Source organism: Streptantibioticus silvisoli, from assembly GCF_027947535.2.
In the GTDB taxonomy this organism is placed as follows: domain Bacteria; phylum Actinomycetota; class Actinomycetes; order Streptomycetales; family Streptomycetaceae; genus Streptantibioticus_C; species Streptantibioticus_C silvisoli.
Genome location: NZ_JAAGKO020000045.1, coordinates 34,184 through 54,046 on the forward strand (window position 1 = coordinate 34,184; position 19,863 = coordinate 54,046).

Genomic DNA, 19,863 nt, shown 5'->3' on the forward strand with positions numbered 1-19,863 from the left:
AGTAGACGGCCGCACGGCGTACGGAACCCCCCGCGCCGCCCAGTCGCCGCCCGGGCCGTCCCGCCCGGGTCAGCGGCCTTCGAAGCGGGCGACCAGCGCGTCCTTGCCGAACATCCGGGCGGCCTCCAGCGCCGAGGGCGTGCCGGCCACCGGGTCCGCCCCGGCGCCGAGCAGCACCTCGACCACCGCGTCCTCGCCCTTGAAGACCGCACCGGCCAGCGGGGTCTGGCCGCGGTCGTTGACCCGGTCGGGGTCGGCGCCGCGTTCCAGCAGCGCGGCGACGGTCTCCGGGTGGCCGTGGTAGGCGGCGAGCATGATGAGGGTGTCGCCGCGGTCGTTGGACAGGTTCGGCGGCACACCGGCGTCGACGTAGGCCGCGACGGTGTCCGTGCCGCCCTGCCGCGCGAGGTCGAAGACCTTGGCCGCGAGCTGGATGACCTCGGGATCGTGCGCCGGCTCGCCCGGGTGCGCGGGCGGCGGCCCGTCGGCGGAGGCGGAGGCGGCCGCGTCGACGGGGGCGGGGGCCATCGCGGGGGCCGGGGACGTCGCCGGGGTCGGGGCGGCGGGCGCGGGGGCCGGGGTGCGGCCGTCCTCCGGGCCGTTCGGGGTCGGCTCCTGGTCCGGGGTGCGCGTCATCGCTGGCTCCTGCGTCGTCGCTGGGGGCGGCCGGTCATCACCACTCACCTTCTCACCCCCGGGGGCGAATATCGCCTGACGGGGCTTCACTCGGTCGGGGGACATTGGCGGCCCGGCGGGGTGACGGCGTGCCAGGGGCGCCGGGACGCCGGCCGGGATCGCGCCGACGGCGGAGCCCGGCGGACCGCCGGACGGGCGAAAAGTGCGAAAAGTACCCCGGATGGCATCTTTCCACGGTAATTACCCTGGGCGAACCTGGAAGAACTCATGGTGACCGCCCCCACCCCCAGGAGTACCCCATGATCCTGACCATCTCCGGCGTCGTCCTGCTGGGCATCATCGCCTACCTGTTCTTCCGCAAGGACGGGCTGAAGGTCTCGCACGCCGTCGTCTGCTCGCTGTTCGGCTTCTACCTGGCGAGCACCGCCATCGCGCCGAGCATCCGGGCGGGCGGCGCGAGCCTGGCCACCCTGATCGGCGGCATCAAGCTCTGACCCGTTCCGGTCGGCCGGGGCCGGTCCCGCTCCCGCCGCCCGCCGGCCCGCCCCCGCTCCGGGCCCGGTCCGCTCCAGGCCCGTCCCCGCAGGCCCGCCCCCTCAGGAGATCCCGTGTCCCGGCGCCCGCTGCCCCGCATCCTGACCGACCGTGCCCTGCCGTCGCTGGCGCGCGGACGTGACCTGGCCCGGAACGCCTCCGACAACGCGGCCGACGTCCTCAAGCCGCTGATCGCCGTGGGCCGCGGCCTGCGCCGGCACGCCGGCTGGGTGGCCGGCTGGTGGATCCACTCCGCCAAGGACCGCCGCGGCCCGACCCTGCTGCTGGCCGTCGCCGGGGTCGTGGTGGTGGCCCTGCTGCCGTACGGCCCCCTGCTGGCCGGGGTCACCCTGCTGATGTCGGCCGGCTGGACCGGCCGGGACCGCAGACCGGCCACCGCCGGCCCGAGCGAGCCGGAACGTGCCAAGCTTCAGGCGGTCTACGAGGCCCTCGTGCCATATCTGACCGACCCCGACGATCCGGCACCGCTGTACACGCACCACGGTGACGCGGGGGGCGTCTTCACCGACCACGAGTTCGAGAACGGGCGGCTGACCCTGCTGCGGCTGCGCTACCCGGGGTACTTCACCGACGGCGAGCCCGACTCGCGGGCCCGGGTCGAACAGCTGCTGCACGCCAAGGCCGGCCGGGGCCGGGAGTACCGCTTCGACTGGGACGAGGAGGACAACCACCTCACCCTGACCGCGCTGCCGGCGCTGGCCACCGGGATCGCGGCCCAGCGCTTCGTCACCTCACCGCACGAGGCGATCCTGGGCTTCACCGACGCCACCGACGTCCAGCGCACCATCCCGGTGCTGCGGGGCGAGGAGAGCTGGGACCTGCCGCCGGTCGTGTGGCGCACCGGGCCGCGGTCCACCGAGCCGCACCTGCTGGCGCTGGGCGGCCCGGGGACCGGGACCACCACGCTGCTGCGGTCGCTGGCCCTCCAGGCGCTGCACCACGGTGACGTGCTGGTGGTCGACGGCGCCGGGTCCGGGGAGTACGGCTTCCTGGCCGGGCGCCCCGGCGTGCTGGGGGTGGAGTCGGGGCTGGCCGGGACGCTGGCCGCCCTGGAGTGGCTGGCCCACGAGACGCAACGTCGGCTGATCGCGGTCAACCGGGCCCGGCAGGCGGGCCACCCGGCCCCGGCCGACGTGCGGCGGCCGCTGTGGCTGATCGTGGACCATCCGGCCGCGCTGGCCCAGCTGGCCCGGGTCGAGGGCCGTCCGGACCCGCAGGACCTGCTGGACGTGCCGTTGCGGCACGGCCGGGCGGCCGGGGTGACCCTCGCGGTCGCCGAGCACCTCGACGCCGCCGACGGGCTGTCGGAGGGCCTGCGCACCGGCACCCGGGCCAGGGTGCTGCTGGGCCCCGCCCATCCGGCGCAGGCCCGCGCGGTGCTGGGGGTGCCGCCGCACACCACACAGGGTGCCCACCTGCCGCCCGGCCGCGGGTACGCCCGTCTGGGGGACGGCGCCGTGCACCGCCTCCAGGTGCCAGCCACCCCGGACCCGCACGACGAGGAGACCACCGGCGCGCACCGCGAGGCGATCCTGTCGCTGCTGCCGGCCGCACCGCAGGCGGTGGACCTGGTGAAGGCGCCACCGGAGACGGCCCCGCCGGTCAAGGCCCCGCCGGAGATGGCCCCACCGGTGAAGGCGCCCGCGCGGCCGACCGCACCGCCGAGGACCCCGGCGCCGGCCACCGCACCGGTGGAGCGGCCCACGGCCCGGCCGACAGCCCCGACGCCGGTGGACCGGCCCACGGCCCCCTTCACCGCACCGCCGACAGCCACCGCACCGCTGACGCCCCCGCCGGCGACGGCCACCGCACCGGTGGACCGGCCCACGGCCCCCTTCACCGCACCGCCGACAGCCACCGCACCGCCGGCGGCCACCGCACCGCTGACGCCCCCGCCGGCGACGGCCACCGCACCGGTGGCCCGACCCACGGCCCCCTTCACCGCACCGCCGACAGCCACGGCACCGCCGCCGCCCCCGCCGCCGGCAACGGGCACCGCAGCGCCGACGGCCCCCGCGCCCGCCGAGCGGTCCTCCGGTGCCGACCCGGCCCCGGCGGCCGACGTCTGATCAGGCGACGAGTGTCGGGGTGCCCAGCGGGCCGGAGCCGGCGGTGCCGGTGCGGACCGCCTCAGCGGCGGCGGCCAGCCGGGCGACGGCCTCGTCGGCGACCGCGTTGCCCACCGCGAACGGCAGCCGCACGTAGCCCTCGAAGGCGCCGTCGACGCCGAACCGGGTGCCGGCCGGGACGCGTACGCCGTAGCGCTCCCCCGCGTCGGCCAGCCGGGAGCCGGACAGGTCGCCGGTGCGCACCCACATGGTCAGGCCGCCGCCGGGGACGGTGAAGCTCCAGTCGGGGGCGTGCCGGCGCAGGGCGGCGACCAGGGCGTCGCGGTTGTCGCGGGCCAGCTCGCGGCGCAGTTGCAGCGCCCGGGTCCAGCCCTCGCCGCGCAGCAGCCACGCCACCGCGAGCTGTTCGACGACCGGGCAGCCCATGTCGAGGTGGGCGCGGGCGGCGACCATGTGCCGTACCAGTTCGGGCGCCGCCCGGATCCAGCCGATCCGCATGCCGCCCCAGACCGCCTTGCTGGCGGAGCCGGCGGTCAGCACGGTGCCGCCGCCGTGGTCGAAGGAGGCCAGCGGGCGCGGCACGCCGTCCTCGGGGTGGAAGTTGAGCTCCGCCATCGTCTCGTCGGAGATCAGCACCACGCCGGCCGAGCGGGCGGCGTCGACCATCTCGCGGCGGCGCGCGTCGGGGACCAGCGTGCCGGTGGGGTTGTGGAAGTCGGGGATGACGTAGGCCAGCCGGGGGGCGGCGTCGCGGAAGGTGCGGCGCCAGGCGCCCGTGTCCCAGCCGTCGGCGCCGGCCATCGGGACCGGGACGAGCCGGGCGCCGTTCTCCCGCAGCAGCTGGAGCACGTTGGCGTAGCTGGGGGCCTCGACGGCGATGCGCTCGCCCAGGCCGCCGAAGAGCCGGGCGGCGGCGGAGACCGCGCCCATCGCGCCGGTGGTGACCATGATCTGCTCGGGCATGGTGGGCACACCCCGGGCGGTGAAGTGGTCGGCGACCGCCTCGCGCAGCAGCGGCAGGCCGGCCGGGTAGTCGCCGTGGGTGGCGGCGAAGCGCGGCAGTTCGGCGAGCGCGCCCTCGAAGGCGCGGGTCAGCCAGGGTTCCGGGGCGGGCAGCGCGGCGCAGCCGAGGTCGATGACGGAGGCGGCGGCCTCCGGCGGCAGCGGTTCCAGGCCGCCGGCCGGGATCGGGCGGCCGTCCGGCATGGCGGTCCAACTGCCGGCGCCGCGGCGGGACCTGACGAAGCCTTCGGCGCGCAGCGTTTCGTAGGCGGCGGCGACGGTGGTGCGGCTGACGCCGAGGGCGACGGCCAGTTCGCGTTCCGCGGGCAGCCGGGCGGCGACCGGGACCCGGCCCTCCAGCAGCAGCAGCCGGACGCGTTCGGCCAGTTCGCGGTAGGCGGGGGCGCGGCGGGCGTCGGCCGCGCGGGTCCGGGCGTCGCGCGGGACGAGGAGCCGCGCCAGGTGGGCGGTGCCGACCACGGCGGTCCACTGAGCCATCTTCCGATCCACCTTCCTGGAATTGGCCATGGAATTGGCCCGTTGATGCCTCCACAGTGACATGGGTCAGGCCAATCACACCAGGGGGTGATCGCTGTGCCACGTGTCGCACGGCTGCCACGTTCCGCTGCCCGTCCGGGTACGCGGTTCGTCCGGCGGCTGGTCCACCTTTACGCCGGGCTGGTGCTCTACGGCTTCAGCTGCGCGCTGATGGTGCGCGCCGGGCTGGGGCTCGCGCCCTGGGACGTCCTGCACCAGGGCGTCTCGCGGCACACCGGGGTCAGTATCGGGGTGGTGTCGATCGTGGTCGGGGCGCTGGTGCTGCCGCTGTGGTGGCCGCTGCGGCAGCGCCCGGGGCTGGGCGCGGTCTCCAACGTGCTGCTGGTGGGGTCGGTGATGGACGCCGGGCTGTGGCTGGTGCCGGCGCCGCACGGGCTGGCGCTGCGGGTGCCGCTGCTGGCGGCCGGCGTCGTGCTGAACGGGCTGGCGACCGGCCTGTACATCTCGGCGTCCTTCGGTCCCGGTCCGCGCGACGGGCTGATGACCGGCCTGCACCTGCGCACCGGGCGCTCGATCCGGCTGGTGCGGTCGGTGATCGAGGTCGGCGTGCTGGTGGCCGGCGTCGCGCTGGGCGGGTCGTTCGGGGTGGGCACCGTGCTGTACGCCCTGGCCATCGGCCCGCTGGCCCAGTTGTTCCTGCGGGCCTGCGCGCTGCCGGCCCCCGTTGCGGCCGGGACACCGCGGGCGGCCGGGCCGAGCGGCGGACCGCCGGACGGGCCGGGGCGGGCCGAGCCGCGGGAGGCGGGGCAGGCAGCCGGTGCGGCGGGCGGCATACTGCCCCGGTGACCCTCTCCCCGCCGGCGGGTGCCGGGCCCGGCCGGGCCACCGCGCGCCATCCGTTCCTCGACCATCCGGCGCCGCTGGCCTTCGCGCACCGCGGCGGTGCGGCGGACGGCCTGGAGAACACCCTGACCGCGTTCCGGCGCGCGGTGGACCTGGGGTACCGCTACCTGGAGACGGACGTGCACGCGACCGCCGACGGTGTGCTGGTGGCCTTCCACGACGCGACGCTGGACCGGGTCACCGACGCCCGGGGCGCGATCGCGGACCTGCCGTGGTCGGCGGTGCGGGCCGCGCGGGTCGGCGGCCGCGAACCGCTGCCGCTGCTGGCGGAGTTGCTGGCCGCCTTCCCGCTCGCCCGGTTCAACGTGGACGTCAAGGCGGCACCGGCCGTCCGGCCGCTGGTCGCGGCGATCGGGGCGGCGGACGCCTGGGACCGGGTGTGCGTCAGCTCGTTCTCCCAGCGGCGCGTCGAGGCCGTGCGGGCACTGGCCGGGCCCCGGCTGGCGACCTCGCTGGGCACCCGCGGGGTGGCGGCGCTGCGGCTGCTGAGCTGGGCACGGCTGCCGGGCGGCGGCGCGGGCCGGACCGGGGCGGGCCGGGCGGTGTGCGTGCAGGTGCCGGAGCGGCACGCGGGGGTGCCGGTGGTGGACGCGGCGTTCCTGCGGGCGGCACACCGCCGGGGCTTGCAGGTGCACGTCTGGACGGTGAACGATCGCGACCGGATGATGTCCCTGCTCGATCTCGGCGTGGATGGCATCATGACCGATCACATCGAGACGCTGCGCGCCGTGCTGACCGAGCGGGGTGCCTGGCCCGGTGCGGGCTGACCTGCGGCCCGCGGACGGCGGCGTCCACCGCGAACGACCGGTGCGGGCATCTCCCGTACGGACAAGGGGACAGCCCGTGGTCACCCAGGGCACGCACGGTGGCGCCGCGACGAGCCGGGCGGCGTCGCCCGGGGCCGCCCGGCCGGCGGAGCGGCGGCGCGAGCAACGCGGCTGGTACGTCTACGACTTCGCGATCACCGTCTTCTCCACCTCAGTGCTCACCGTCTTCCTCGGGCCGTACCTGACCGACATCACCAAGGCCGCCGCCGACGCGCACGGCTACGTGCACCCGCTGGGCATCCCGGTGCGGGCCGGCGCGTACTTCCCGTACTGCGTCTCGGCGTCGGTGCTGCTGTCGGTGCCGGTGATGCTGCTGGCCGGCGCGGTGGCGGACCGCACCGGGCGCAAGAAGCCGGTGCTGGGGCTGTTCGCCTACCTGGGGGCGGCGGCGGTGGCCGCGATGTTCTTCCTGCGCGGCGACCGCTACCTGCTCGGCGGTCTCCTGCTGATCGTCGCCAACGTCGGCTACGGCGCCTCGGTGGTCGTCTACAACTCCTTCCTGCCGCAGATCGCCGAGCCGCACGAACGCGACCGGGTCTCCTCGCGCGGCTGGGCCAGCGGTTACGTGGCCGGCGCGAGCATGCTGGTGGTCAACCTGGTGCTCTTCCTCGACCACGACGGCTTCGGGCTGTCGAAGAGCACCGCGGTGCGGTTGTGCATGGCGTCGGCCGGGCTGTGGTGGGCGGTCTTCGCGCTGGTGCCGCTGCTGCGGCTGCGCGAGCGCCCGGTGGTGCTCGACCACGGCGGCGCCCCCACGGTCGCCCAGGGGATACGCCAACTGGCCGAGACCTTCCGGGACTTGCGCCGCTACCCGCTGTCACTGGCCTTCCTGCTGGCGTTCTTGATCTACAACGACGGTGTGCAGACGGTCATCTCGCAGGCGTCGGTCTACGGCTCCGAGGAGCTGGGGCTGGGCCAGACCACGTTGATCAGCGCGATCCTGCTGGTGCAGGTGCTGGCGGTGGCCGGGGCGCTGCTGCTGGGCCGGCTGGCCGGGCGGTACGGCGCGAAGCGGACGGTGCTGGGCGCGCTGGTGGCCTGGACGGTGACCATCTCGGTGGCCTTCTTCATGCCCGCGCACCGGCCGGTGTGGTTCTTCGTGCTGGCGGCGGCGATCGGCATGGTGCTGGGCGGCAGCCAGGCGTTGTCGCGGTCGCTGTTCTCGCACCTGATCCCGTTCGGCAAGGAAGCCGAGTACTTCGCGGTGTATCAGGTGAGCGATCGGGGCACGAGTTGGCTAGGACCTCTGATCTTCGGGTTGGGATATCAGCTGACCGGCAGCTACCGGGACGCCATCATCTCACTTGTGGTGTTCTTCGTCGTCGGCTTTGTCCTGCTCGCCAGGGTTCCGGTGGATCGCGCGGCGGCCGCCGTGGGCCGTTCGGCCCCGGACCTGATTTAGGCCCTGGGGTACGGGCGGGGTAGTGTACGCCGTTGACCAGCCGGAGGGACCGTTACTGCACGCACAGCCACACACGGACGATGGGTGACTTCCGCCGTCACATGTGACAAAACGGGCGGCGACGGGTAGAACATGGGCGGCATGAAGAGGCGGTACCACGGCGCGTCGCGCCTCCGGCGAGGGTGGCGGAGAGTGATGGACGGGCCCAGGTGTCCACCATCGGGAATCTTCACCGCCGACCGGACGTTGACCGGATGACGACGACAGCGACACCTGTCCTGTGGGCGACAAAGCCCGGGAGGCACGATTCATGAGTGAGCGAGCTCTCCGCGGCACGCGACTCGGGGCCACCAGCTACGAGACCGACCGCGGCATCGACCTGGCCCCGCGCCAGACGGTGGAGTACGCATGTCATAACGGGCATCGCTTTGAGATGCCGTTCTCCATGGAAGCCGAGATTCCGCCGGAGTGGGAGTGCCGCGCCTGCGGCGTCCAGGCTCTGCTGGTGGACGGCGTCGGCCCCGAGGAGAAGAAGACCAAGCCTGCCCGCACGCACTGGGACATGCTGATGGAGCGGCGGACCCGGGAGGAGCTGGAGGAGGTACTGGCCGAACGGCTGGCCGTCCTGCGCTCCGGCGGGATGAACATCGCGGTCCATCCGCGTGACAACCGCAAGACCGCGTGACGCGGCCCGATCGAGGACCGCACCCCGGTTCGGCCGACGGCGCCGCCGTCCGTCGGGTGGACCGGCCGGACTGAGCTTCCGGCGCGACCGGCCGTCGGCACTTCGGTGCCGACGGCCGGTTCGTCATGTCCGGATTCCCCGCGGCCACCGGTCCGCCGGCGCCGAATCCGGGATCGTGTCCCACCGGGCCCGGCCAGGTGATCCGCCGGGCCGCGACGGCCGCCGGGATACCGCAGCCGGATCTCGCCATCCCGCACCCGGCCCCCGGCACCCCCGGAACACCCATCCGACCCCGGAATCCGGTCACCCTGCGTCACCGTCGGCCGGTCGGGGGCGCCCCGGCCGACCGCTCCGGGACGCGCCTCAGGGGGTCAGTGGAGGGCGGGGACCGTCGCCCGGCGGCCTGTGACCTTGGTCACCGTCGCGTCGGCCGTCCGGCCCGGCGCCGGAATCGTCGCGGACCACCTCGCCCCGCACCACCTTGCCGTCCGGCATCCGCATGCGGGCCTGCTCGAAGGCGCCACCCACGTCCCCGTAGCCGCCCAGCGGCCCGCGACGTCCCAGCCGGCCCGCCGCGGCGCCCAGCAGCTTGCGGGTCGGCGGGAACAGGCACAGCAGGCCGGCGGCATCGGAGACGAAACCGGGGATCATCAGCAGCAGGCCGCCGAGCATCGCGGTGCCGGTGCCGCCGGCCGTCGGGACCGCGGCCGGCTCCGCCGGGCCGCCGGGGGTGCCGTCGGCGCCGGGCGGGGCCGCGGTCCGCAGCATGGCGCTCAGGTTGTTCCACGCCCGGCGCCCGGCCCGCTTGACCGCCACCCCGCCGAGCACCACGCCGGCCAGCAACAGCAGCAGCACCAGACCGCCGCCGATCCGGTCGGCCACGACGACCATCAGCCAGATCTCCACCGCCGCCCACAGCAGCACGGCGAGCGGGAGCAGGAAACGGATGCGGGAGCGCCGGGGCGGCGGCTCCCGCCGGGTGGTCCGGTCGGACGTGCCGAAGGTCATACGTCAATTGTGCCCGGGACCGCCGCGCAGCCGCTCCACCCGGTCCCCCACACCCCAGGTGGTCACCCGCCACAGCGCCTCGGCCACGATGGTCCGGCTCATCTTGCTGTCGCCGCGCTCGCGCTCCACGAAGGTGATCGGCACCTCGACCACGTGGTAGCCGGCCTTGTGCGCCCGCCAGGCCAGGTCGACCTGGAAGCAGTACCCGGCGGAGGCGACCTCGTCCATGCCGAGCCCCTCCAGCGTCTCGCGGCGGAACGCGCGGTAGCCGCCGGTGACGTCGCGGATGGAGACGCCGAGCATCAGCCGCGAGTAGGTGCTGCCGCCGCGCGAGAGGATCTCGCGGGACCTCGGCCAGTTCACCACCCGGCCGCCCGGGATCCAGCGCGAGCCGAGCACCAGGTCGGCGCCCTTGAGCGCGGTCAGCAGCCGGGGCAGCTCCTCCGGCTGGTGGGAGCCGTCGGCGTCCATCTCGACCAGCACGCCGTAGCCGTGCTCGATGCCCCACCGGAAACCGGCCAGGTACGCGGCGCCCAGGCCCTGCTTGCCCTGCCGGTGCAGGACGTGGACGTGGTCGTCGGCGGCGGCCATCTCGTCGGCGAGTTTGCCGGTGCCGTCCGGGCTGTTGTCGTCGGCGACCAGCACGTGCGCCGCGGGAACGGCGGACCGGACCCGGGAGACGATCGGCTGGATGTTCTCGGCTTCGTCGTAGGTCGGGATGATCACCAGGACCTCGCCGAGCGGAGCGAACTGCCGCGCTCCGGATGCGCCCACGGTGGCGTTGCCGCCGTCGTTCACTGCTTCCCCTTTGTTTCCGTACGTCCCCGTCTGCCGAATCGGATCGCGGCGGCGCAGGACAGGAGGCCCACCATAGCGAGAAGCCACTCGGGCGCCGCGCCGACTCGGTCCGCGACCGTCGAACCCGACCGCAGCGGCACGTTGACGTTCAGCACCGCACGGGTGAATTCCTGGGTACGCGCCTTGACGGTGCCGTCCGGGGCGACGAACGTGCTGATGCCGCTGGTCGCCGCGGCCACCACCGACCGGCCGTGCTCGACCGCCCGCAGCCGGTACATCGCCAACTGCTGCGCGGGCTGGCCGCTGCGCCCGTACGTGGCGTTGTTGGTCTGCACGACGATGGCGTGCGCGCCGCCGTTGACGGTGTCGCGGACGATGCCGTCGTAGGCCACCTCGAAGCAGATGACGTCGCCGAGCGTCGCCGGGCCCATCCGCATCACGCCGTCGTGGTCACCGGGGTAGAAGTCCCGGGGAATCTCCTTCAGCTGCGGGATGAGCGGCGTCAACTCCTTGCGGAACGGCACGTACTCGCCGAACGGCACCGGGTGCTGCTTGGTGTACGACGCGCCGGGCCCGGTGACCGGGTCCCACAGGATGCCCTCGTTCTGCACGTGTTCGGGGTCCGGGCCGTCGACCAGGGCGCCCACCAGCACCGGCACGCCGACCGCGCGCACGGTGGAGTCGATCGCGGCGTAGGCCTGCGGGTACTGAAACGGGTCGATGTCGGAGGAGTTCTCCGGCCAGATCACCAGCTGCGGCTTCGCCACCCGGCCGGCCTTGATGTCGGCGGCCAGCTTCATGGTGGCGGCGATGTGGTTGTCGAGGATCTCCATGGGGCGCCCCAGGAAGTGCATCCCGGGCCGGGCCACGTTGCCCTGGACCAGCGCGACCCGCAGCGTGCCGTCCGGCGTGGTCTGCGACGGCACCGTCCGGCCCGCCCCCAGCACGAGCGCCGCCAGCACCACGCAGACGCCCAGCACGGCCCCGGCACGCCGTCGGGCGGCCGGTTCGCTCCACAGCCGCCGCCCGGCCACCACGGCAGCCGCCAGCAGCCCCGCCGACAGCGCCACGGCGAACGTCACCAGGGGCGCGCCGCCGACCGCGGCGAGGCCGGTGAACGGCGAGCCGGTGTTGGCGAACGCCAGCCGCCCCCACGGGAAGCCGCCGAACGGCACCCGGTCGCGGGCCCACTCCTGCGTCACCCACAGGCACGCCCCCCACAGCGGCCACCCCGGCAGCCGTGAGGTCAGCGCGAGACCGGCGCCCATCGGCACGAAGAAGCACGCCTCGATGAGCGACAGGCCGACCACCGCGTCCCAGCCGACCGCGTGCAGCCACTCCAGCAGCCACAGGAAGAACGGCAGCGCGAACGCGAACCCGGTCCACGCCGCCTGCCCGGCCCGCCGTCCGCGGGTCAGCAGGCTCAGCGCGGCGGCCGACACCACCGACAGCTGCCAGTAGCCGAACGGCGGGAAGGCCAGGGTGAGCACCACACCGCTGAGCGCCGCGAGGCAGCTGCGCCGCCAGTCGGCGCGCAGCGCCCGTCCGACACGCCGCAGCCGCCCCGGCCGCCGTGCGGTGCCGTCCGGGCCCGCGGGGCCGTCCCCGGGGCCCCCGGAGGTCCGCGCCGCGCCGACCGGCAGACCGGCGGCGGGGCCGTCCTCGGCGTCGGGCGCGGTGTCGGTGTGCGTGTCGGGTCGCGGTGGCACGGTCGCGGCCTTTCTGCTGCGGGTCTGTTGTGTGTCCCCCGGAAACCGTGTCCCCGGAGAACGAACCCGTCCGCGGGCAGACCGGGGCCGGGGGCGCGCTGCTGGGCTGACGGTACCCCGCCGACCCGTGAACCCGGGCCGTGGGGACGCAAAGGGGATGTCAAGGGCACGCCGACGGGGACGGTGCGGGGGAAGCGGGGCGCCGACCGGTGCGCTGACGGGGGCGGGTGAGGCGGGAAGCGGTGCGCTGACGGCGACAGGTGAGAGGGGAACCGGTGCGGCGGAAACGGTGCGGGAGCGCGCCCCTCGGGGCACCGGGGGCTGCGGATGGGGACCCGGAACGTTCTTCGGGCCGACCTGGGACCCGCTGGCTGCGGGTCGACCGAGAGCCGTTGTCTACTGAACGTCCGGGCCCCACCCGGGTCGCACCTGCCGGCCTGGTGGCACCCCCCTCCGCCCGCCGGAGCGGGGAAGGGGCCCTGGCGGGTGGTGCTCCCCCGCCGCGGGCGCTGGACCTGGCTCCCAGTGGCGGCGTACCGGCGGTGCGGCACGCCGCCCCGTGGCCCAGCGGCGGGCGGGGGGAGCACGGAGGTTCCCGGGTCGGACGTCCTGTGGTGGACGGCCCGAAACTACTCGCCCGCGCCCGTCGCCTGTCAACAGCCGCTTGACCTGCGGCAATTCGATGAATCAGCAGGTCAGTGCGGGCCGGTCGAACGAGGACGACAGGCCGGTGGCGCATCGTTCGGCGGTACGGCGGACGGTCGCGTCACTCGTTCGGCCGGGTGTGGACCGTACGGCCGCCGACCACCGTGCGCAGCGCGACCGGCAGCCGCGTACCGGGGGTGAGGTCGGGCAGGCCGGGGGTGCCGGAGCGCGGGTCGGTGGACCAGTTGGCGACCCGCTCGTCGGGCACCTGGACCACCAGGTCGCCGGCGTCCCAGACGGCGTAGTCGGCGGGCGCGCCGGGGACCAGCACGCCCGCGTCGTCGCGGCCGACGGCCCGCCAGCCGCCGCGGGTGTGCGCGGTGAAGGCGGCGCGCACCGAGATCCGGTGCCCGGGCGTGCGGTGGAAGGCGGCGGCCCGCACCGTGGCCCACGGGTCGAGCGGGGTGACCGGGCTGTCGGAGCCCAGGGCCAGCGGCACGCCGGCCCGCAGCATGGCGGCGTACGGGTTGAGGGTGCGGGCCCGGTCGGTGCCGAGGCGGGCGGCGTACATGCCGTCGTCACCGCCCCAGGCCGCGTCGAAGGCCGGCTGGACGGAGGCGACCAGCCCGAGGGCGGCCATCACGGCGATGCCGTCGGGGGTGAGCATCTCGGCGTGCTCGACGCGGTGCCGGGCGGCCCGTACCCGGTCGGCGCCGAGGCGTTCCGCGGTCAGCCGGGCGCCGTCGATCACGGCGGTGATCGCGGCGTCGCCGATGGCGTGGAAGCCCGCCTGGAGTCCGGCCGCGGTACAGGCGGTGAGGTGGGCGGCGATCTCGTCGGCGGTGAGGTAGGCGGTGCCGCTGTGCGGCGCGTCGGCGTAGGGGGCGGCCAGGCAGGCGGTGTGCGAGCCCAGCGAGCCGTCGGCGAACAGGTCCCCGCCGGCGCCGGTCGCGCCGAGCTCCCGCAGGCGTTCGGCGTCCTCCGCGCCGTGCACGGCCTGCGCCCAGTAGCCGTGGACCCGTACACCGGCCTCGGCGCGGGCCAGCGCGAGCAGCGAGGTGAAGTCCTCCTCGCTGGAGATGTCCGGGCCGCCGCACTCGTGGACCGAGCCGATGCCGCGGGAGGCGGCGTGGGCGAGCGCCGCGCGCTGGGCCGCGGCGCGCTGGACGGGGCCGACCGTGGCGTAGGCGGCGCGGCGCACCGCGTGGTGGGCGTCGCGGGTGACGGGACCGTCGGGGTGGAAGCCGTCGAGGTCCCGGACGGCCGGCACCCGGCGCAGGAGGGCGGGCGTCACCAGGGCCGAGTGGACGTCGGTGCGGCTGAGGTAGGCGGCGCGGCCGCCGGTGGCGGCGTCCAGCTCCGCGCGGGTCGGCGGCCGGCCCTCCGGCCAGCGGGTCTGGTCCCAGCCGTGGCCGAGCAGGACCTCGTCGCCGGGTCGTCCCGCCGCGTACCCGGCGATCCGGGCGAGGGCGTCCGCCAGCCCGGTGGCGGCCGACAGGTCCAGCCCGGTGAGCGCGAGCCCGGTGGAGGTGACGTGCACGTGGGCATCGGTGAACGCCGGGGTGACCAGCGCCCCACCGAGGTCGACCACCTCCTCCACGCCGTCCGCGAAGCCGTCCGCGGCGCCCTCCGACCCGATCCAGGCGACGTGGCCGCCCTCGGTGACCATGGCGGTGGCGAAGGGGTCGGCGGGGCTGTACACGGTGCCGTTGCGCAGCAGGACGGTACCGGGGGTGCGCTCGTTCATGACACCAGTCTGGCGGGACGGCGGGACGGGACGGGACGGGGGTGCGGGCGGGGGGTCGCGCGGGGCGGGGCGGGCGCCGGTACATGGGCGGCGGGGCGCTTACGCGCGGGTGGCGGACGCTTACGTACGGATGGCCCGGCGTGCGGGGGCGGCTGTCAGAGGGGGCGCACGGCCGGCTCTCAGGCGTATGCCGCCGACGTCATGGCGTACGCGGGCGGCTTCGCGACGTATACCGTCGATTCCAGGGGCGGTCTTCGCGACGTATACCGCCGATCCCAAGGCGTACGCGGGCGGCCTTCACGACGTACACCGTCGATCCCAAGGCGTACGCGCGTGGGTTTTCGGGGCGTACGCGGGCGACCGTCAGATGTGCGGCGGCCTGGCCTCGTACGGGGTGGAGAGGACGACCGTCGTGCGGGTGGAGACGCCGGCCAGGGTGCGGATGCGGGACAGCAGGAGTTCCAGGGCGCCGGGGGTGGCGACGCGGACCTTGAGGATGTAGTTCTCGTCGCCGGCCACGCTGTGGCACGCCTCGATCTCGTGGACGTCGGCCAGCCGGTCCGCGATGTCGTCCGGTGCGCTGGGATCGAAGGGGGCGACCGAGATGAAGGCGGTCAGCGACAGGCCGACGGCCTCCGCGTCGACGATCGCGGCGTACCCGCGGATGACGCCGCGCTGCTCCAGTCGGCGTACCCGCTGGTGAACGGCCGAGGTGGACAGGCCGGTGGCCTTGCCCAGGTCGGTGTAGCTCATGCGCCCGTCGGCCACGAGCAGTTCCACGATACGCCGGTCCAACTCCTCCACGGGCGTCAACCTATCGTGCGCGACGACGGCGCACGACTCGCCGTTGGCCGGTTCCGCATGGTGGGGATGATCGGGGGTATACGGCTCGCGAGCTGCGGGCGTCAGGCCCGGGGCGGTACGTCGGAGAACGGGGGCCTGGGTGTCCTGTGGAGTCGTGGCCATGAACGGGCGGTTGTCGGTAACGGATGCCGCCGCGTTCGACGGCCGGCCTGGCACAGCGGCCGTGGCACGGGATTTCGCGTCGGAATTCCTGGCACGGGCGAGCGTCGAGCACGCGATGGAGGTGGACGACCGGGCGACCGGGGCGGTGCTGCTGGTGGTGAGCGAACTGATCACCAACGCGGGCAAGTACGCGCCGGGCCCGTTCCTGCTGGAACTGGAGCTGACCGCCGGTACCGCACGCGTCACGGTGTGGGACACCGACCCGGTGCTGCCGGTACCGCGCGAGGCGGACCCGGAGCGCATCGGTCAGCACGGCCTGGAGATCGTGCGCGCGCTGTCGCTCGGCCTGGAGATCGACCAGCGCGCCGGCGGCAAGCGGATCAGCGCGCTGATCGGGCTGGCCTGAGCCGACGGTCCCGCCGACGGCGATTCGGCGGATTTTCGACGGCGGAGGGTCGATGGCGTTCCGACGACGGACGGGGTCGCAAGGCGCGTCGACAGCCGCGAGGCGCGGGGAACGGACCGGTGGCGGGGAACGGGCCACGGGGTGGCGGCGTGGCGGCGGGCGTCGAGGGTCAGCGGGGATTGACGGGGACGGACCGTGCCCGACGACCGCCGGTGATCGTCAGCGGGGGTTGACGGAGGCGGATCAGGGTCACCGACCGTCCGCGGTGGCCGATGGTGGTCGGCGTCGGTCGGTGTTGGTCGGTGTTGGTCGCCGGGGTTGACAGCGGTCGACCGCCGCGGGAGGGTTCCGGCCCGGAGAACGGTGGCCGCCGGCCTGGCCTGGGCCGATGCCGCCGACGGGCCGGAACAGGCCGAGCGGGTGACCGGCGGCCGATTTCGGCCGGATGAATTTGGAGCACGGCGGGACCATCCGCGAAGATGACGTGCGCCCCCTGCGCCCCCGCGTGTGATCAATGCCACAGGGCGTGCGACCGGTCGAAGGCGGCGGCGCGGTTATCGACCCCACAGGGCGGGAAAAGCTCTGCACGGGTCGTGAGCGAGGACGCCAGGCCCAATCACCCACAAGGGTGCCCGTCATAGGGGGAGAACCACCATGCGCGCATTGAAGCGGCCCAGCCGCAGTGTCCGCACGCGGCCCGCGCCCGACATCGAGTTCGGCGCGGACGCTCAGGATCAGGCCGACGGCGACGAGGCGTACGCCGAGTCGACGGCGGCCACCGACGTCGAGGACGTCTACGACATCTTCCGGGTGCACTGCCCGGACTGTGCACGGCCGATCGCCCTGCTGGAGGGCGAGGAGAGACTGCCCGAGCACGCGCAGTGCTCGTCGCCGTGGAACCCGTTCGGGCTGACGGTGTGCGCCGGCTCCGGCCGGACGGTCACCGACGCCCGGCCGCTCGACGAGGAGGGCGCCGAGGCGCAGGACGCGGCCGTCCTGCTCACGCTGCCCGCCGGGCTCGACTGGCGTACCCAGCCGTTCTCGCACGCCGGCGGCCCCGGATCCCGTCCGCTGCGGGCGGCCCAGCGCATTGTCAGCCGCCACTGAGAACACCCACCACGACCGCCGGCCGCCGCACGCGGCCGCCATCGCGGTCCTCGAAGAGTTCCTCCGTACGATCCACTGACGCGACGTCAACCGGTGTCGTCAACTGACGCGATGTCAGGCGACATGCAGTCACCTGACGTCCCGTCACCTGATGTAACGTCAACAGCCTTCACCGGCAGGCGGATTCGCATCGCCGGATGACGCACCGTCGGGGGCCGCGCCCCGCCTACAGGACACGGCCCCGGCAACGATGTCAGGCGCGGGTCTCCGGGCCGAGCAGGTGGCGGCCGATGATCATCCGCTGGATCTGGTTGGTGCCCTCCAGGATCTGGAGCACCTTGACCTCACGCAGGTAACGCTCGGCGGGAAAGTCGGCAGTGTAGCCGTATCCGCCGAGCAACTGGACGGCGTCGATCGTCACCTTCATCGCGTTGTCGGTGCACAGCAGCTTGGCCATGGCGGCCTCCTTGCTGAACGGGCGGCCGGCGTCCCGCAGCCGGGCGGCCGTGAGGTAGAGCGCGCGGCCGGCCTCGATGGCGGTGGCCATGTCGGCGAGCATGAACCGCAGCCCCTGGAAGTCGGACAGCGGGCGGCCGAACTGCCGTCTGCCGGCCAGGAACGCCAACGCCTCGTCCAGGGCCGCCTGAGCGACGCCGACGGCGCACGCCGCGATGCCCAGCCGGCCGGAGTCGAGGGCGGCCAGTGCGATACCGAAGCCCTGGCCCTCCTCGCCGATGCGCCGGCCGTCGTCGACCGTCACACCGTCCAGGTGGATCTGGGCGGTGGGCGAGCCCTTCAGACCCATCTTGCGTTCCGGCGGCGCGGCGCTCAGACCCGCCGCGTCGCCGGGCACCAGGAACGCGGTGATGCCGCGCGGCCCCTCGGCGCCGCTGCGGGCCAGCACGGTGTAGAAGTCGGCGATCCCGCCGTGGGTGATCCACGCCTTGCCGCCGTTCAGCGTCCAGGTGGCGCCGTCCCGGGTCGCGCGGGTGCGCAGGCTGGCGGCGTCGGAGCCCGCGTTCGGCTCGGACAGGCAGTAGGCGCCGAGGAGTTGACCGCCGAGCATCGCCGGCAGGTACTGCTCGCGCTGCTCCTTGGTGCCGTACTCGGCGAGCCCGAAGCAGGACAGCGTGTGCACGCTCAGCCCCATGGCCACGGTGAGCCGGGCGGCGGCCAGCTCCTCCAGCACCTGGAGGTAGACCTCGTACGGCTGGTCGCCGCCGCCGTACTCCTGGGGGTACGGCAGGCCCAGCAGACCGGACGTGCCGAGGGTGGTGAACACGCCGCGGGGGAAGACGCCGGCGTCCTCCTCCTCGGCGGCACGCGGGCGCACCTCGCGCCGGGCGAGATCACGGACCAGGGCCATCAGTTCGTGGGCCTCGTCGGTGGGCAGCTGACGTTCGACCGGCTGTGGGCCGTCGGGACGCATGGCGGGCGCTCCTGTCTTGTCGGGCGCGGGCGGCGGCCGGCCATGGGTGGTGGGCCGTGGCCGTCGGACGGAAAGACCGCAGGCCACTGCCCCCGACCGGGTCACGGTCCGGGGGATCACAGCGGCTGTGGCGGTTGGAGTATGCCCGATCGGGGTCCTTTCGTCACGGACCAGCCGGTCGGTTACGGTCAGCGCGGGGGTGGGGGGTGGCGTGAGCGCCGAAGTGAGCGCCGGTGGGATGGGGTGAGCGCCGGTGGGATGGGGTGCGTGCCGGTCGGATGGGATGCGTGGCGGTGGGGGTGCGTGGCCGCGGGTCGCTTGAACGGTGAGGCCTGGAGGCGGGGGCGGTGGGGGCGGCGCCTGCCGGGGAACGTTCCGGGGGCTGTCAGGGTGCTTGCGGAGTGCCGCCGGGCGTCGAGGTGGCCGCCGCCCCGTGCCGGGGGCGCCACGCGCCAGGGGACGCGGGGGGAGGGTGGCGTTCCGGCGGGGGCGTACGGAGTACGTCAACGGTGGAGCACGCGGACGACGGCATCCGGACGGGGCGCACCGGTTCCGCGGACGAATTCCGTGTACCGGTGGAGCGCGTGGTCGGCGTGGGGGGCTCTGGCTGGTCAGGGCGGTCGGTGATCGTCGGGTCGGCGGCGGCCCGTGCTTCCGGTACGCGTGAGCTCGAACGGGTGGGACGGCTCCGGCCGGGTACGCGGTCCATCGTCGGCGCGGACGCCGGTGACGGACGGAGGAACTGATGACGGGTCGGAGCGGTACGGGTCACGGGGTGGCATTCCGCAAGGCGGCGGGCATGGTCGCGACAGGTCTGACGGTGGCGGTACTGACGGCGGGATGCGCGGCCGGGCCCGCGGTCCCCCAGCACCAGCCGTCGCGGCCCCGGCCGACCACGGTGGAAGGGCTGGCGGCCGCCGCGGGCTGCGAACCGGCCATGCAGGCGGACCGGTCCGGCCTGCGCGAGGGCACCTGCCTGACGTCGCGCGGCAGTTATGTCATGGCCACCTTCAGCAGCCCCGCCAGCATGCGGAACTGGGAGGCCGCCTCCCGCACCTCCGGCCGCTCCCTGCTGGTCGGCACCGACTGGGCGGTGGCCGGCCCGGCCCCGGCACTTCGCCCGGTGCAGGAACGCCTGGGCGGCGAGGTCTCCCCCGGCTGAACGGTGCTTGTGGACAAGGCAGTTGACGACCGGGGTAAGGGGAATCGGAGGAACGGCGGGGCCGCACGGAGGACGCGGGAGGCGGAGATGCCACCGGTGGACGGAGAGGGTTGCAGGGGAGACGGTCGCGGGGGGAGCCCCTCCGCCCGTACGCCGTTGCGGAACGGGTCGGCCGACGCGCCGGCGAGCAACGGGGTCGCCCCCTGGACGGCTTCCCTCGCGGCGGCGGGCACTCACTGGGCCCGAACTCCTGCCGCGTTGCCCGGCCGCGGCTCGGCACCAGCCGCACCGTGGCGCGCCTCAGGCAGG

At 74.8% G+C, this 19,863-nt stretch carries 17 protein-coding genes; 9 read left to right on the forward strand and 8 right to left on the reverse strand.

The genetic code is table 11. The features are described from left to right. Positions 1-69: 69 nt before the first annotated feature. Positions 70-528: an ankyrin repeat domain-containing protein gene (locus tag POF43_RS25780; RefSeq protein WP_271323351.1), complete on the reverse strand. Its 459-nt coding sequence runs from the start codon at positions 526-528 to the stop codon at positions 70-72. 407 nt (positions 529-935) lie between these two features. On the opposite strand from POF43_RS25780, the gene POF43_RS25785 reads away from it, so the two are divergent. Continuing rightward, the gene (locus tag POF43_RS25785; RefSeq protein WP_271318922.1) at positions 936-1,130 is read left to right on the forward strand and encodes a hypothetical protein; all 195 of its coding nucleotides are present in this window, start codon (positions 936-938) and stop codon (positions 1,128-1,130) included. A gap of 114 nt (positions 1,131-1,244) precedes the next feature. Next, a complete protein-coding gene (locus POF43_RS25790; protein WP_282704777.1) occupies positions 1,245-3,260 on the forward strand; it encodes a hypothetical protein in 2,016 nt (671 codons plus the stop codon). Here the strand turns inward: POF43_RS25790 and yczR are convergent, their stop codons facing one another. After that, the gene (yczR, locus tag POF43_RS25795; protein ID WP_282704778.1) at positions 3,261-4,760 is read right to left on the reverse strand and encodes a MocR-like transcription factor YczR; all 1,500 of its coding nucleotides are present in this window, start codon (positions 4,758-4,760) and stop codon (positions 3,261-3,263) included. 114 nt (positions 4,761-4,874) lie between these two features. Between yczR and yczE the strand changes: the two genes are divergently transcribed. The 4 genes from yczE to POF43_RS25815 all read left to right on the forward strand — a co-directional run bounded on the left by yczE (position 4,875) and on the right by POF43_RS25815 (position 8,577). Next, positions 4,875-5,606, forward strand: coding sequence for a membrane protein YczE (yczE, locus tag POF43_RS25800; protein WP_303659692.1), 732 nt, complete (start codon positions 4,875-4,877; stop codon positions 5,604-5,606). Continuing rightward, positions 5,603-6,430: a glycerophosphodiester phosphodiesterase family protein gene (locus tag POF43_RS25805; protein ID WP_271324626.1), complete on the forward strand. Its 828-nt coding sequence runs from the start codon at positions 5,603-5,605 to the stop codon at positions 6,428-6,430. Before yczE ends, POF43_RS25805 begins: the two co-directional genes overlap by 4 nt. 76 nt (positions 6,431-6,506) lie before the next feature. After that, a complete protein-coding gene (locus tag POF43_RS25810; protein WP_271324625.1) occupies positions 6,507-7,892 on the forward strand; it encodes an MFS transporter in 1,386 nt (461 codons plus the stop codon). 310 nt (positions 7,893-8,202) lie between these two features. Continuing rightward, positions 8,203-8,577, forward strand: a complete 375-nt coding sequence (locus POF43_RS25815; protein WP_271318011.1) for an RNA polymerase-binding protein RbpA — start codon at positions 8,203-8,205, stop codon at positions 8,575-8,577. Between the two features lie 363 nt (positions 8,578-8,940). Here POF43_RS25815 and fxsA read toward each other — a convergent pair whose 3' ends face one another. The 5 genes from fxsA to POF43_RS25840 all read right to left on the reverse strand — a co-directional run bounded on the left by fxsA (position 8,941) and on the right by POF43_RS25840 (position 15,288). Beyond that, entirely contained in the window at positions 8,941-9,585 is a 645-nt protein-coding gene (fxsA, locus tag POF43_RS25820; RefSeq protein WP_271317956.1) for an FxsA family membrane protein, read from the reverse strand. 3 nt (positions 9,586-9,588) lie between these two features. Continuing rightward, the gene (locus POF43_RS25825) at positions 9,589-10,383 is read right to left on the reverse strand and encodes a polyprenol monophosphomannose synthase (protein WP_271317955.1); all 795 of its coding nucleotides are present in this window, start codon (positions 10,381-10,383) and stop codon (positions 9,589-9,591) included. Next, the gene (gene lnt, locus POF43_RS25830) at positions 10,380-12,092 is read right to left on the reverse strand and encodes an apolipoprotein N-acyltransferase (RefSeq protein WP_372516123.1); all 1,713 of its coding nucleotides are present in this window, start codon (positions 12,090-12,092) and stop codon (positions 10,380-10,382) included. The genes POF43_RS25825 and lnt overlap by 4 nt, the downstream gene beginning before the upstream one ends. Before the next feature lie 766 nt (positions 12,093-12,858). After that, on the reverse strand, positions 12,859-14,484 hold the full coding sequence (locus POF43_RS25835) for an amidohydrolase (RefSeq protein WP_271325758.1): 1,626 nt from the start codon (positions 14,482-14,484) through the stop codon (positions 12,859-12,861). 363 nt (positions 14,485-14,847) lie between these two features. Beyond that, positions 14,848-15,288 (reverse strand): Lrp/AsnC family transcriptional regulator, encoded by a 441-nt coding sequence (locus POF43_RS25840; RefSeq protein WP_271317696.1) that lies wholly within the window; start codon positions 15,286-15,288, stop codon positions 14,848-14,850. Positions 15,289-15,448: 160 nt separating this feature from the next. On the opposite strand from POF43_RS25840, the gene POF43_RS25845 reads away from it, so the two are divergent. Continuing rightward, positions 15,449-15,856 (forward strand): ATP-binding protein, encoded by a 408-nt coding sequence (locus POF43_RS25845; protein WP_271325284.1) that lies wholly within the window; start codon positions 15,449-15,451, stop codon positions 15,854-15,856. Between the two features lie 654 nt (positions 15,857-16,510). Continuing rightward, positions 16,511-16,963: a hypothetical protein gene (locus POF43_RS25850; RefSeq protein WP_271317698.1), complete on the forward strand. Its 453-nt coding sequence runs from the start codon at positions 16,511-16,513 to the stop codon at positions 16,961-16,963. A 253-nt stretch (positions 16,964-17,216) separates the two neighbouring features. Here the strand turns inward: POF43_RS25850 and POF43_RS25855 are convergent, their stop codons facing one another. After that, a complete protein-coding gene (locus POF43_RS25855; protein ID WP_271317699.1) occupies positions 17,217-18,392 on the reverse strand; it encodes an acyl-CoA dehydrogenase family protein in 1,176 nt (391 codons plus the stop codon). A gap of 799 nt (positions 18,393-19,191) precedes the next feature. On the opposite strand from POF43_RS25855, the gene POF43_RS25860 reads away from it, so the two are divergent. Continuing rightward, the gene (locus tag POF43_RS25860; protein ID WP_271323365.1) at positions 19,192-19,554 is read left to right on the forward strand and encodes a hypothetical protein; all 363 of its coding nucleotides are present in this window, start codon (positions 19,192-19,194) and stop codon (positions 19,552-19,554) included. Positions 19,555-19,863: the final 309 nt, after the last annotated feature.